The 12,737-nt window shown below is 44.9% G+C and carries 13 protein-coding genes; 5 read left to right on the top strand and 8 right to left on the bottom strand.

The features are described from left to right. Positions 1-41 precede the first annotated feature (41 nt). Both btsR and H9J30_RS19790 read right to left on the bottom strand, forming a co-directional pair. Complete coding sequence (btsR, locus tag H9J30_RS19795) at positions 42-752, bottom strand: two-component system response regulator BtsR (RefSeq protein ID WP_240132564.1); 711 nt, start codon at positions 750-752, stop codon at positions 42-44. Continuing rightward, complete coding sequence (locus H9J30_RS19790) at positions 749-2,431, bottom strand: sensor histidine kinase (RefSeq protein WP_240132563.1); 1,683 nt, start codon at positions 2,429-2,431, stop codon at positions 749-751. The genes btsR and H9J30_RS19790 overlap by 4 nt, the downstream gene beginning before the upstream one ends. Before the next feature lie 128 nt (positions 2,432-2,559). Between H9J30_RS19790 and H9J30_RS19785 the strand changes: the two genes are divergently transcribed. After that, positions 2,560-2,811: a YecH family metal-binding protein gene (locus tag H9J30_RS19785; RefSeq protein ID WP_240132562.1), complete on the top strand. Its 252-nt coding sequence runs from the start codon at positions 2,560-2,562 to the stop codon at positions 2,809-2,811. A gap of 373 nt (positions 2,812-3,184) precedes the next feature. Here H9J30_RS19785 and H9J30_RS19780 read toward each other — a convergent pair whose 3' ends face one another. The 6 genes from H9J30_RS19780 to H9J30_RS19755 form a co-directional block, all read right to left on the bottom strand. Next, positions 3,185-3,526, bottom strand: coding sequence for a replication protein RepA (locus H9J30_RS19780; RefSeq protein ID WP_240132561.1), 342 nt, complete (start codon positions 3,524-3,526; stop codon positions 3,185-3,187). Next, a complete protein-coding gene (locus tag H9J30_RS19775; RefSeq protein ID WP_240132560.1) occupies positions 3,513-4,181 on the bottom strand; it encodes a nucleotide-binding protein in 669 nt (222 codons plus the stop codon). The genes H9J30_RS19780 and H9J30_RS19775 overlap by 14 nt, the downstream gene beginning before the upstream one ends. Positions 4,182-4,258: 77 nt before the next feature. Next, complete coding sequence (locus H9J30_RS19770; protein WP_240132559.1) at positions 4,259-4,561, bottom strand: PilZ domain-containing protein; 303 nt, start codon at positions 4,559-4,561, stop codon at positions 4,259-4,261. A gap of 148 nt (positions 4,562-4,709) precedes the next feature. Beyond that, positions 4,710-5,114, bottom strand: a complete 405-nt coding sequence (locus tag H9J30_RS19765; protein WP_011072739.1) for a phosphate-starvation-inducible protein PsiE — start codon at positions 5,112-5,114, stop codon at positions 4,710-4,712. Between the two features lie 153 nt (positions 5,115-5,267). Continuing rightward, a complete protein-coding gene (locus tag H9J30_RS19760) occupies positions 5,268-6,440 on the bottom strand; it encodes an NnrS family protein (protein WP_240132558.1) in 1,173 nt (390 codons plus the stop codon). A 308-nt stretch (positions 6,441-6,748) separates the two neighbouring features. Then, positions 6,749-7,258 (bottom strand): DUF2062 domain-containing protein, encoded by a 510-nt coding sequence (locus H9J30_RS19755; RefSeq protein ID WP_240132557.1) that lies wholly within the window; start codon positions 7,256-7,258, stop codon positions 6,749-6,751. A 32-nt stretch (positions 7,259-7,290) separates the two neighbouring features. Between H9J30_RS19755 and H9J30_RS19750 the strand changes: the two genes are divergently transcribed. The 4 genes from H9J30_RS19750 to H9J30_RS19735 are packed head-to-tail and all read left to right on the top strand — an operon-like array spanning position 7,291 to position 12,627. Then, complete coding sequence (locus tag H9J30_RS19750; RefSeq protein ID WP_240132556.1) at positions 7,291-9,612, top strand: DNA internalization-related competence protein ComEC/Rec2; 2,322 nt, start codon at positions 7,291-7,293, stop codon at positions 9,610-9,612. Positions 9,613-9,644: 32 nt separating this feature from the next. Beyond that, positions 9,645-11,450: a lipid A export permease/ATP-binding protein MsbA gene (gene msbA / locus H9J30_RS19745; protein ID WP_240132555.1), complete on the top strand. Its 1,806-nt coding sequence runs from the start codon at positions 9,645-9,647 to the stop codon at positions 11,448-11,450. Next, positions 11,451-12,458: a tetraacyldisaccharide 4'-kinase gene (gene lpxK / locus H9J30_RS19740; RefSeq protein ID WP_240132554.1), complete on the top strand. Its 1,008-nt coding sequence runs from the start codon at positions 11,451-11,453 to the stop codon at positions 12,456-12,458. Continuing rightward, entirely contained in the window at positions 12,448-12,627 is a 180-nt protein-coding gene (locus H9J30_RS19735; RefSeq protein WP_240132553.1) for a Trm112 family protein, read from the top strand. The genes lpxK and H9J30_RS19735 overlap by 11 nt, the downstream gene beginning before the upstream one ends. Positions 12,628-12,737 lie beyond the last annotated feature (110 nt).

Here is a 12,737-nt window from a genome sequence, read left to right as displayed (position 1 = left end):
CTGAGCGGTTATAATACGGACACAAGCGGTTAACAATTGGACTATTGAAAGCCAAATAATTGCTTAAGGCTTTTGAGATAACGACGGGAAACGGGCACTTTATCCCCGAGTAAGGTGGTCACTTCTGCACCGGTATCTAGCAGCTCAATTTCGGCAATGGCCTTGGGCGAAATCAGGTATTGGCGATGACAACGCACTAGCGGTGTTTTTTCTTCTAGCACTTTAAGCGTCAGTTGGGTATGAACCTTGCCTTTAGTGCACGCGACATGAATCCCACTTAAATCGCTAAAAACATACTCAACATCTTGAATCGAGATGACTTTTAATTTACTACCGCTGTAACAGGGTAAATGCTCGAGGCATCGAGGCGCAATCTGATTGACGGCTTGTGGCGTGAGATCCTTGCGAACACGTTTGAGGGTTTGGCTTAAACGGTCGGCATCTATGGGTTTTAGCAGATAATCAAAAGCATGATTGTCAAAAGCTTTGACGGCAAATTCATCAAATGCAGTAACAAACACGATTTTAGGCAAGGTGTCGGGATCGAGCATGGCAATGAGCTCCATACCTGAAATACGCGGCATTTGGATATCGAGAAACACCAATTGGGGTCTCTCTTTGGTTATGGTTTGCAGTGCTTCTATCGCGTTGCTGCATTGGCCAATAATCTCAATATCGGCTTCTTGGCTGAGTAAATCGGCAAGCTCTTCACGGGCAAACAATTCATCATCGACAATTAAACAAGTGATCACGTGCTAGTTTCCGTCTGTTCTATGGGTAAGCGGATGGTCACTTTGGTGTATTCATCCGGCTCGCATTCAACTTGGATACCGTATTGTCCGCCAAACAGGTTTTGGATCCGTTTATGGACTAAATTCATTCCCAACCCTTCAGAGTCAGTAGAAGGTTGATATAGGCCTGCATTATCAATGACCTCTAACGTCAATACATCTTCATCCAAACGCCCAGTGACCTTGATCTGCCCTTGGTCAATCATATGGGTGGTGCCATGTTTAACCGCATTCTCAATAATAGGCTGTAGGGTAAATGCAGGGACTTTACAGTGATAAAGTGACTCTGGAATGGCAATATTGACTTGTAATTTATCAATAAATCTGGCTTTCTCGATGGTGAGATAAGAAGCGATGTGATCAAGCTCATCCCCGAGAGTGACTAAACCCGTCGTGCGTTTTAAATTGATCCGTAAAAACTGTGATAACTGTTGTAACAGTTGTTTCGACATATCCGGATCGCGCTTAATAATTGCGCTTATGGTATTGAGAGCATTGAATAAAAAGTGTGGATTGACTTGCGCCTGCAGCAACTTTAATTCGGCTTGGGTCAGTAGGTTTTGCTGCTGTTCAAAACGGCCATAAAGAATTTGGTTCGATAATAGCCGAGCGATCCCTTCGCCCAAGGTGCGGTTAATATTTAAAAACAGTTTATTTTTAGGTTCATATAACTTGATGGTGCCAATGATTTCAGTGTCGCTACGCAGGGGGATCACTAGACTCGACCCTAGTTTACACTGGCTCGAAATCGAGCAGGAATAGGGGGTTTCGACCCCATCGGCAAACATTACTTTGTTTTGATTGATGGCCTCAAGGGTGATTTGGGAGGAAATCGGCGTGCCAGGGATATGGTGGTCGGCGCCAATCCCGATAAACGCCAAGAGCTTTTCTCTATCCGTAATGGCCACTGCGCCTACATTGGTTTCTTCAATCACAATTTGCGCGACCTTACCGCTACTTTCTTCATTAAATCCCTTGGAAAGTAACCCTACACTACGCTCAGCGATTTTAAGTGCTTTGGTTGAAAAGCTAGATGAGAGCTTATCGAACATGGTTTTTTGGTCGCGGATCATACTCATAAATAGTGCCGCGCCGATGGAGTTGATCAATAACATCGGTGGGGCAATCTGCCGCACTAACTCCCAAGCGGCATCAAAGGGGCGAGCGATGAGCAAAATAAGGCTCATCTGCATTATTTCGGCATAAAAGGTCACTAAACAAACCAATAGCGGATTGTAGATAAGTTCACTCTTACCTACGCGGCGCAGGTAATAACTGATCATTCCCGCTGAGAGGCCTTCGAGCGTTGTTGATATAGCACAGGCTAAATCGGTAAAGCCGCCCATGCTATAGCGGTGTAATCCACCAGTGAGCCCGACTAAAAAACCTGTAACAGGGCCGCCGAGCAATCCGCCTAATACAGCACCCATGGCGCGAGTATTGGCGATGGCCCCTGAGGTTTGCTCACCAAAGTAGGTCGCCATGATACAAAAGCTAGAAAAAACTAGGTAAATAAAGATCTTGTGAGGCAGACGCGGTGACGTTTCTGCAAACAGTTTAAAAAGCGGTGTTTTACTGACTAAATAAACAATCACTAAATAGAGTGACATCTGTTGTGTCAGAAGCAAGATCAAGGACATAGTGGCTCACTTTATTGTCACAGCGGTCTGCACAGCTGTTGAAATTGGCAGAATGTGCACAAGATCAGGGTTAACATTCAACAGTTCGGTTATAAAGCTAAATCTTATTTGCATCTTTTGGAGTTACTATGCCCGATTCTGTTCACGGTCATGATGTTATGGCGCTGATGGTAGCGCAAGCCAACCCCGTTTTAAAGCCTGAGTTAATCGCACAGATAGTCCAAACCTTTGGAGAAGCAACGCGTTATCACACCTGTAGCGCTGAAAATCTTACTGCGGAGGAGTTAATCAGTTTGTTGTTAAATAAAGGAAAAATAACTGAATCGGCACAAGGGCTCTCACTTGTTGCCGGGCGGCAGTGTCACCATTCCCATCATTGAATTGATATGGGGCGCATGGTTATGCTGCGGCCATCATGTTTTGCAAATTAATGAGTGAGCATCACATGCTTTTTATGGCGAATATGCTTATACCAATTGTATAAAAAATCTGTTCATTCAGCGGGAATTCAACGCGCTTTAGACAAGGCGAAGCTTGAAGGCATAGTGGTGCTCTGCCGAAAGCCTTAAACGCAGTATAAAGCGCGTTGCCATACAGTGAACATCAGCCGCCCTTCGGGATCCACACAGGCATCCCACTCCGGTGTTGCATTGACTTAAAAGGGAATGACCATTTCTGCGTCAATGCGCCTTGGATTGAAATGCCTGTGATGCTCTGAACTGATTAGATATTTAATGTGATTGGTATTAAAGATTAACGGTCTGCCTGCTTACTTTTATTTACCACTTCAAGCTGCTCTTCAACCTTTCTTTGACTGAACTCATCAATCAGAATACGCAATAAGCGGGACTTTGCGACTTTGGTTTCTTTGGCGAGTAAATCTAATTGGGCAATGCTGGTCTCTGTGAGGGTAAAGGTGGCATGGCGATAAATTTTGGCTGACTTTTTATCTAAGCCTTTTGGCTCTGCGGGAGGCACCGCTAAAATACTCGCTTTACCTGAAGCATAGTTATTGGCGTCTTCAATGAAATCTTCAACAGAAACCACCTTGATGACTTGTTTAGGTTTCTTGCGTTTAAGATCAGTTAAGCTCATAGCTATTTTCTGGAGGTAAGTTGAACAGCTCATCCACTATGGCGCGGATCTCTTCAGCCGCTTTGCCATCAGGCTCAATTTCTATTACGGACGAACCTTTTTCTTCACTGTCATCATAGATGTTTCGGCAAAATGTGACCGAGTTGAGTACGCGTAATCCAAAGGACTGGACGACTTCTTTGGCCTCTAAAATACGTTTAACTTGTGTTGGCAGTGCGGGGCATTGGGTTAATACAATGGTCGCGATCATTTTGGGGTTAACCATTTTACAGGTGCTGAGCATATCTTCCATATGGGGTAAGGTTTTAAGATCGCGACGTTTTGGTCTAAGTGGGATCACAACGTAAGTGGCTACCGACATGGAGGCTCGCATAGCAAGGTTATCTTGGCCGCCACAGTCAACAATCACATAGTCGAAGCGTTCATTCAGGCTGAGTAAATCGTTACGAATTTTGCCGTAGAGTTGAATGCAATTTATGGCTGGTAAGCTAGGGTCGTTATTTCGCGCTTGGATCCAATCAGATGTTGTACGTTGTGGGTCACAGTCGACCATTAGTACATTGGCGGCAAATTTCTGCTTGATATAAACGGCAATGTTTTGCGCAAGGCAACTCTTGCCACTGCCCCCTTTTTCTCCACCCACCAGCAATATCATAGCAATGTCCTTTGTACTAATAGTTCAACTAATTCAGTGTAGAACAGCTAAATCGACCCTGCGTAGCTGGATTGAAATTAAAGCAATTGCATGGCGACATGATAGCTTTGATCATGGCGTTTAGAGCAGCGACAAACTTGGCCTTTTACGCTATTTTGCTGGGATGTATCAGGATTAAAGGTCACTCTAACTAAGTCACCCAGTGCAAATGGTTTTTTATAATCAAACAGAATGCCTCTACGAGCGAGATCGATACATACACCTTCGTCTGTGTGTTCAACGCCGTTTTTATCTGTCCAATGTAAGAGCACTCGCTCGGCTTCCATATCCACCCGAAGTGAGCTGCGTTTTTCTTCAAATCCAACTGGATGTTCACCCATAACTCAACTGCCCCGTAAATAATTGATCTCAGTAAAACTAGCATAATTGCTTTTTGGCAGAATACCAGTGTGAAAAGAGGTCTTTGGTTGGGATTTCAGCGGGGAGAGTGGCGCCATTGAGCTTGATTGGCAATGGCGCACAATAGGTTTAGTTATCGTATTCCTGATTTTTAGGATAGGGCATTTTTAATTGACCCCAACGGATCACGATTACGGTGGCTGCGAGTATTAAGGTCGAAAGCGAAATCGCGGTGATACGCCAGTCATCCATGCTCTTCATATCTAAGATCAAGTAACGGGCAAGGGCGACAATGGCAATATACAGTGGCATGCGTACGGGTAATTTCCCCGATTCCGCATAATTGGCCACCATGGCGAGCACTTCGAGATAAATAAACAATAACAACAGATCGGCAAGGGCGACTGCACCGACATTGAATACATGTACAATTTCTTGACCAATAGCGACCACAGTCGCAATTGCGATGATGATTAATACCAGATGCTCAACTGCTTTTAAGCCTTTGGCACCGTATTGACGATAAAATGGCATGGGTTCTCCCTACTCAATATTTTTGTAAATAGTAACAGTAAAAATACCTTAGGTAGGGAAAAGAGGCGCGATTCTGTGTGACTCAATTCACAAGATAGCAATTGGTCATCAGCCACAAGCATGGAGTGATAAAGATTATTCGCATTACTTTGCTTAACCTGGGCGTCCATCGGCTCTAATGCGGCAAAGCATAGGCGCATAACAGTAACAGAAACAACCAAAAGCGAGCATCCAACAAATAATCGCAGCGAGCATTAATTCGATAAACCATGCACTAGGTAAACCCGCTAAAACACGAAGTAGCGCAGCGAACAAGATTAATCCAAAAGCCAATGCCATTGGCCGAGCAGGTTTAAGCTGTCTGCCCGTATGGCCGAGCGATACGCGAGACATCATCGCTAGGATCATTCCACTGAGTCCTCCAACGGTAATGGCATGCATTCCTACAGAAAGCGGCAGTCCAGTTGCAATTAACCCTAACCCAATGGGGATGCATAAGTAACTTAAATGCAGTGACCATAACAGCGGTACAGACCAACTGGCGTGCCATCCCCACCGCGACCAGCGCAGCAATAATACACAGCCCGCGATACCTGCCAAAGAGCGCGTCAATGATAACTGCGTTAAAAAGAGGCTAGCGATGAGCGCTAATAGGCTGGCAAAACTTAAAAATTCGAGTAATGGAATGGGCATTGTTTTTTGCCATTGGGTTGCGCGTTCGGTAAAGAACGGGATCACTCTGCCGCCAAGCAGAGCGACTATCACGGCAATGAGAATGATTGCGGCATAAAGGCCATTATGAGTCCACTGCAGTTGATCTGAGATTAAGCCGTAATAACTCAACCCATTAAAAAGCGTGAGTAAAGTGAGGATTGGGATAAACACAAAGTTGCGCCATTGGCGTACTTTAATTACTGAAATTGATAATAAAACTGCAGTTAAGGGTAAAAACAGCAAGTCGATGATCATGGTTATCACAAACGGAATATCTAGCGGTAAAATAAATAAGAGCCTTGGAAGTAACCAAACAATAAATAATCCAGCAAGTGGTAAGCCTTTTAAGCCTGGTTGCCCCGTCCAGTTTTGAACTGCAGTGAGTAAAAAGCCTGCTACGACGGCACATACAAAACCGAAAATCATCTCATGGCCATGCCACCATAACGGATTTATGCTGTTAGGAAGCAAAGCGTTACCAGCAAGAAATCCTCCCCATATTCCTAAACTTAACAGGCTAAACAGGCTCGCGAATAAGAAAAAAGGTCTAAAACCTAAGCGAAAAAGTGGCAGTTTAGGTTGTAAATGTGCAGGTTCATCAATATTGAGCATAATCAAGGCATAGTAGTGAATGACGATAAGTTATTTTAAGCTGCAAATTAAATGAATGTATATATCCCCTTATGAGTACTCTCAAAATCAGCGTTCGAGTCCGGTTTTTAGAGTGGGGTGATAAAGGTGATCTTATCGGTGCGGTTCAATCTGCAGATAAGATGTTAAGAGATATACAGCGAGGGAGCATTAAGAATATTTGACACGATTAACGCTGAAGTAACGAGGATAAAATTGTGCTTAACTTGTTGAATTAAATAGATATGCATTTAATATAACAAGTTAAGCTTTTGTGCTGAAAATACAACTTATTTGGATTTACGCTTTTGCCACTTAAACATGATTGAGTATTTCCAAAGATTACTGATCATCAAATACCCAACAGCGGAAAACCCGACGCCTAATACTAAGCAACCCAGCATGAATGCCGGTCCAATCGTGGCTAATGAGGATTCTATCCACTGCCAGCTTGCTTCAAAGGCAAATTCCTGTGGTGCATGGCCCAGAATTTTTGCACCTAACAAATAAGCACCATAAAACATCACTGGCATAGTGAGAGGGTTCGTGATCCAAACTAAAGCAACGGATACAGGAATATTGACATTAAAAAGGATAGCAAAGGCGGCGGCGACTACCATTTGAAAAGGCATTGGGATCCAAGCGACAAACAAGCCGATGGCAAAAGCGCCTGGCGCTGAACGTCGATTAAGCGCCCATAGATTAGGGTTATGTAATAAGCGCCCGAAAATGCGTAGATGTTTGTGCTCACGCAGGGTTTCAGGCTTAGGCATAAATCTTTTTATTAATTTTTTTGGCATAGGCTGAAATTGCTGTCTTAACTTAATTCACTATGAATGGATTCATGTTTGGCTTTAGTGCCACCTTACTGTCAGCGTTGTTATGGCCTTCGCTGCTGCCAATTGGTTGTCTACCCTACTTATGCCTTGGGGCTCTCATCTTATTCAAAAAAGCACCTAGCTTATCAGGCGCACTCTTGGCGATGTTTTGGCTAACAGGGTTTTGCTTAGTGTTATCTCGACAGGATCTTCCTTTATCACAACAGCCTACACAGGTGAGGGGCGAAATCATATCACTAGTTAGTCAAAACAGCGACTGGGTTAGCTTCGATATTGTTGTCGATAAACCAAATTTAATCTTGGGCCCAAGGGCTAAGTTGCGGTTAACGTGGCAATCCGAAGCAGCACTAAGAGTTGGGCAAGTTTGGGATTTCACCTTTATGCCTAAAAGTATATCGAGTGTACTGAATCAAGGAGGGTATAACGAACAAAAGCAATTGATTAGCCAGCATATTGTGGGTAAAGGTCGCGTCATACATGCAACGCTTAAAGCGGAGCATTTTTCATTAAGAAATCATTTAATTACACAACTCACTCCCAAACTATCTGGGTTAATGCAGGGCGATATTCTGCTGGCGTTAATTCTCGGGGATAAACAACTTATTTCACAGACTAAGTGGCAGGCGTTAAGGCAAACGGGCACGGGTCATTTGGTGGCGATATCGGGATTACATTTATCCGTGGTCACCGCGTGGGTTTATGCTTGCGCCTTATTTTTACTCACGCGCTTTGCGTCGCATCCGAGTCGGCGTAATTTAGTGCTTGCGCTTATGTTGGCTGGCGTCAGTGCCTTGTTTTATAGCTATTTAGCAGGCTTTGCAGTGTCAACCCAACGTGCGTTAGTGATGATTTTGTTGGTTATGCTATTGAGTTTATTAAGACGTTATTCGAGTGCATGGGACCGTTTACTGTTTGCCTTATTTGTCGTGTTATTGATTGATCCCCTTGCTTGCTTGAGTGCCGGGTTTTGGCTTTCTTTCTGTGCTTTGGCGATTATTTTATATACCTTAGAAAGTGCTAAAGTTACACAGTCAATTGATAGTAAAGCAACTTTTTTAGCAAAGTCGCGAGTCAAATTAATACAGTTTTGGTCAATTCAATGGCGTTTAAGCCTGATATTGGGACTGGTGCAAGCCATCTTTTTTGGTGGTGTGAGTCTTCACAGTTTGTGGATGAATATGCTGGTAGTGCCATGGTTTAGCTTGCTCGTTATTCCACTTTCAATGCTCGCGTTTATTGTTTGGTGGTTAGGAGACTTGCTTGGCCTGTTATGGATGGCACCGTTTCAACTTGCCGATTTGACTCTGATACCGTTTGGCAAGTTACTTGAAGTCAGTGACGACTTACCTGGCCATTGGCACAGTGTTTCTGATGCTGCATTAGGGCTAGGACTGTGCATGCTTGTAGCGTTGACTCTGTGGCGATATGTTCCTTATCGGCGTCAATATTGGCAATGGCATTTGGTGATAGGTCTACTGTGTCTGCCATTAATATTATTTGTTTTCCTGCGTGTAACAGCATCGAAAACCGCGCAGTGGACACTGCATTTACTCGATGTGGGACAAGGATTGGCTGCGGTGGTTGAAAAGGATAATCGGGCACTTGTCTATGATACAGGTGCTGCATTTGGTGAGGACTTTAGCTATAGCGAACGTGTGATTATCCCTTTTCTAAATACTCGAGGATTAGCTGATATTGATTATATTGTGATCAGCCACGGTGATAACGACCATGCGGGAGGCGCTCAAGTGCTGGCAAAAGCGTATCCTCAAGCAAACTGGATTACCGATGTTGACCACTTAAACGGACAGCCTTGTTTGCCACAACAAATTGAGTGGCAACAACTTACCTTACGCTTTATTTCCCCACAAACCCAATCTGGTGGCAATAATGCCTCCTGTGTGCTGCGAATCGATGATGGTCAGCAAAGCCTATTACTGAGCGGCGATATTGAAAAGGAAACAGAGAGCGTCTTGATTGAACGGGCGCAAGCAGGGGTTACACTTAAAAGTCAGGTGCTTATTGCACCCCACCATGGTAGCCGAACCTCTTCTACGCAGGCATTTATTGATTCGGTGGCACCGAAATTAGTGCTGTTTCCGGCAGGGTTGAATAATCGTTATGGCTTCCCAAAAGATGATGTTGTCGAGCGCTATCAGGCTCGGCGGATCAGACACTTAACGACGGGAATGGAAGGTCAAATTAGCGTCACCTTCGAGCATGGGACACTCGAAGTAAAAAACTATCGGCGAGATTTTGCGCCATTTTGGTATAACCGCTTGTTTAGATTTGGTGACTTGATTAATCCAGAGTAGAATGAGCACTTTGCCATAATTTAGTGTTACCAATGACAGCATCTCCTAAAGACGAAATGTGGACCGTATTCAAGCGATTAATGGGCTACCTCAAACCGATGAAGGGCATGTTTTTGCTTTCAGTTGTCGGCCTAATTGTGTATGGGCTTGTCGATGCGGCCTTTATTTCTTTTATCGGACCGTTTATCGATAAAGGGTTTTCCAGCAGTGCGCCAGCGATCAGTAACGGTATCGCACTCCCCACGAGCCAAGGCTTTCATGCCGATAACCAGGTGCTATTAATGGCGCCCATAGTGGTTATTCTCATGTTTTCCTTACGTGGCTTTGCAAACTTCGTATCCACCTACGGTATCTCTTACATGAGTGCCCGGTTAATCATGGATATGCGCCAGCAAGTGTTTCAACATTATCTGAGTTTACCCGTAAGCTACATGGATAAAGAAAACACAGGGAATTTGATTTCAAAAGTGACCTTCGATACCGAGCAAATTGCCCGGGCATCGGGCAGTGCCTTGATTTCGATTGTTCGAGACAGTGTGACCGTCATCGGTATGTTGGGGTTGATGTTTTACAACTCTTGGAAGCTTTCCCTGTGTATTTTAGTGATTGGTCCGATCATGGGAGTCGTGATCACGATTGTGAGTCGACGTTTTCGTAAGGTATCGAAACAGATCCAAACGGCGATGGGGGATGTCAGTGCTGCGACTGAGCAGATGATCAAAGGCCATAAAAACGTACTGGCTTTTGGTGGGCAAGAGACTGAGACAGCGCGTTTTGCCAAAATTAATGATAGAAACCGCCATCAAAATATGAAGCTTGCAGTTGCGCAGGCCGTTAGCCAGCCACTTATTATGGTGATTGGCTCCTTTGCTTTGGCCTTTGTACTCTATGCGGCGAGTCTGGACAGTATGAAAGCTGATCTGACCGCAGGTACCTTTGCGACAATTCTCGGCGCTATGATGGCCATGTTGCAACCCATCAAAAACTTAACCCGAGTGAATGCGGAGTTTCAGCGCGGTATCGCAGCATGTACCACGGTATTTGAACTTTTAGACACCGTGCCCGAATCCGATACTGGTACTTATACTGTTGCCCGTGCTAAGGGAAATTTACGTTTTGACCATGTCTCTTTTAGTTACGAAGGTCAGGAGCGCCGCGCTTTAGAAAAAATTGACTTCGAAGTATCCCAAGGGCAAACCTTAGCCTTAGTTGGCCGTTCAGGATCAGGTAAGTCCACTATCGCAAGTTTAGTGACACGTTTCTATACCGGATTAGAGTCTGGCGATATTCTGCTTGATGATGTGAGTATTTATGATTACTCATTGAAATCATTACGTAGCCAAGTGGCTTTGGTATCGCAGCAAGTCACTCTGTTTAACGATACGATTGCGAACAACATCGCCTATGCCTATCCGGGAGAAGTGACTCGCGAGCAGATTATTGAGGCGGCTACCTTAGCTCATGCGATGGAGTTTATCGAGCAACTGCCCGATGGCTTAGATACGCAAGTCGGTGAAAACGGTGTGCTACTGTCAGGTGGGCAGAGACAGCGGATTGCGATTGCGCGGGCCATGCTGCGCGATGCACCTGTCCTTATTCTTGATGAAGCGACATCGGCCCTCGATACTGAATCAGAAAAAGCGATTCAGCAGGGATTAGACAATTTACGCCAAAACCGCACCTCAGTTGTGATTGCTCACCGTTTATCCACGATTGAAAGTGCCGATCAAATCCTCGTGGTCGATCAAGGTCGTATCGTTGAGCGCGGTACCCACAAATCGTTACTCGAACTTGGTGGCATGTATGCCAAGTTATACCAAATGCAGTTTGGTAGCTAAATGCAGGCGTTAGTTAATAAAATTTGGTATCAAGGCCACCCATTGCGGTGGCTTTTATTGCCATTATCAGCCCTATTTGCCTTTATTACTGCGTTTCGCCGTAGTTTATTTCGCTTAGGGATAAAATCGCAAACCACTCTGCCTGTACCTGTGATAGTGGTGGGTAACATTACCGTCGGTGGTAGTGGTAAAACACCCACAGTGATCTATCTGATTGAATTACTGCGTAACCAGGGGTTTAATCCCGGTGTTATCAGCCGGGGTTATGGTGCGCAGTTTCAAGGCGTCAAAGTCGTTACCGTAAAGGATGCTGCAACCGATGTGGGCGATGAGCCTGCCATGATTGTGGCGCGCACAGGCGTGCCTATGGTGGTGGGCGCTAAGCGGGTCGAGACTGCAAAAGCCTTGCTGGCGCAGTTTGCCGTGGATGTCATTATCTGTGACGATGGCTTGCAACATTACGCCCTTGGTCGTGATATTGAGCTGGTCGTCATTGATGGTAAACGTGGCTTAGGCAATAGAAACTTGCTGCCCGCTGGGCCATTGCGTGAAGGCGAGTGGCGTCTTAACCAAGTGGATTTTGTGATCGTAAACGGCGGCCCTGCAGTAGCGAATCAATATGAAATGCAGCTTCGTCCTTGTGCCGTGTTACCTGTCAGTCCCGCTGTTACTGCAGAGTTTGACTCCACTCAGCCGCTGGTGGCCATGGCGGGGATTGGGCATCCCGCACGTTTTTTCGAGACCTTAACACAGCAAGGCTATCAAGTGGCGTTATTCCATAGTTTTGATGACCATCAAGCCTATGATAAACGACTGCTATGCGAGTTGGCTGCATCTCGGCCCTTGATAATGACTGAAAAAGATGCGGTTAAATGTCGCGATTTTGCACAAGAAAACTGGTGGTATTTGGCTGTCGATGCCAAGCTATCGCCACAATTTGATCAACAGTTGCTGAGCCGATTACGCTCAGTGGCTGCAGCTAAAAAAGGAAAATCCCATGGCGTTTGATAAGAAACTGTTAGATATCGTTGCTTGCCCAGTGTGTAAGGGAAAGTTGGAATATGATAAGGCGGCGCAGCAATTGATTTGTAAGGCGGATAAATTAGCTTACCCCATTACCGATGGCATTCCTGTATTATTGGAAAACCGTGCCTTACCATTAACTGAAAGTGTTTGATTTTTTTAATTTAAAAGCCGGCATCAGTGAGCTTAATGGTTTGAGCTAAAGAGTGTTTTCAGTGCCGTTACGCTGTATCACTTGTTGACAGAAGGGCGATAATCTCGCCC

It is taken from the genome of Shewanella cutis, from assembly GCF_022410515.1.
Lineage (GTDB): Bacteria > Pseudomonadota > Gammaproteobacteria > Enterobacterales > Shewanellaceae > Shewanella > Shewanella cutis.
The sequence above is the reverse complement of the archived record's forward strand: the minus strand, read 5'-3'. Positions and strand labels throughout refer to the sequence as shown.

Coding starts and splice junctions, on each gene's coding strand:
- H9J30_RS19790 (WP_240132563.1), bottom strand. CDS start 2,431: ATGTCCTTGATCTTGCTTCTGACACAACAGATGTCACTCTATTTAGTG.
- H9J30_RS19785 (WP_240132562.1), top strand. CDS start 2,560: ATGCCCGATTCTGTTCACGGTCATGATGTTATGGCGCTGATGGTAGCG.
- H9J30_RS19780 (WP_240132561.1), bottom strand. CDS start 3,526: ATGAGCTTAACTGATCTTAAACGCAAGAAACCTAAACAAGTCATCAAG.
- H9J30_RS19775 (WP_240132560.1), bottom strand. CDS start 4,181: ATGATATTGCTGGTGGGTGGAGAAAAAGGGGGCAGTGGCAAGAGTTGC.
- H9J30_RS19770 (WP_240132559.1), bottom strand. CDS start 4,561: ATGGGTGAACATCCAGTTGGATTTGAAGAAAAACGCAGCTCACTTCGG.
- H9J30_RS19765 (WP_011072739.1), bottom strand. CDS start 5,114: ATGCCATTTTATCGTCAATACGGTGCCAAAGGCTTAAAAGCAGTTGAG.
- H9J30_RS19760 (WP_240132558.1), bottom strand. CDS start 6,440: ATGCTCAATATTGATGAACCTGCACATTTACAACCTAAACTGCCACTT.
- H9J30_RS19755 (WP_240132557.1), bottom strand. CDS start 7,258: ATGCCAAAAAAATTAATAAAAAGATTTATGCCTAAGCCTGAAACCCTG.
- H9J30_RS19750 (WP_240132556.1), top strand. CDS start 7,291: ATGAATGGATTCATGTTTGGCTTTAGTGCCACCTTACTGTCAGCGTTG.
- msbA (WP_240132555.1), top strand. CDS start 9,645: ATGACAGCATCTCCTAAAGACGAAATGTGGACCGTATTCAAGCGATTA.
- lpxK (WP_240132554.1), top strand. CDS start 11,451: ATGCAGGCGTTAGTTAATAAAATTTGGTATCAAGGCCACCCATTGCGG.
- H9J30_RS19735 (WP_240132553.1), top strand. CDS start 12,448: ATGGCGTTTGATAAGAAACTGTTAGATATCGTTGCTTGCCCAGTGTGT.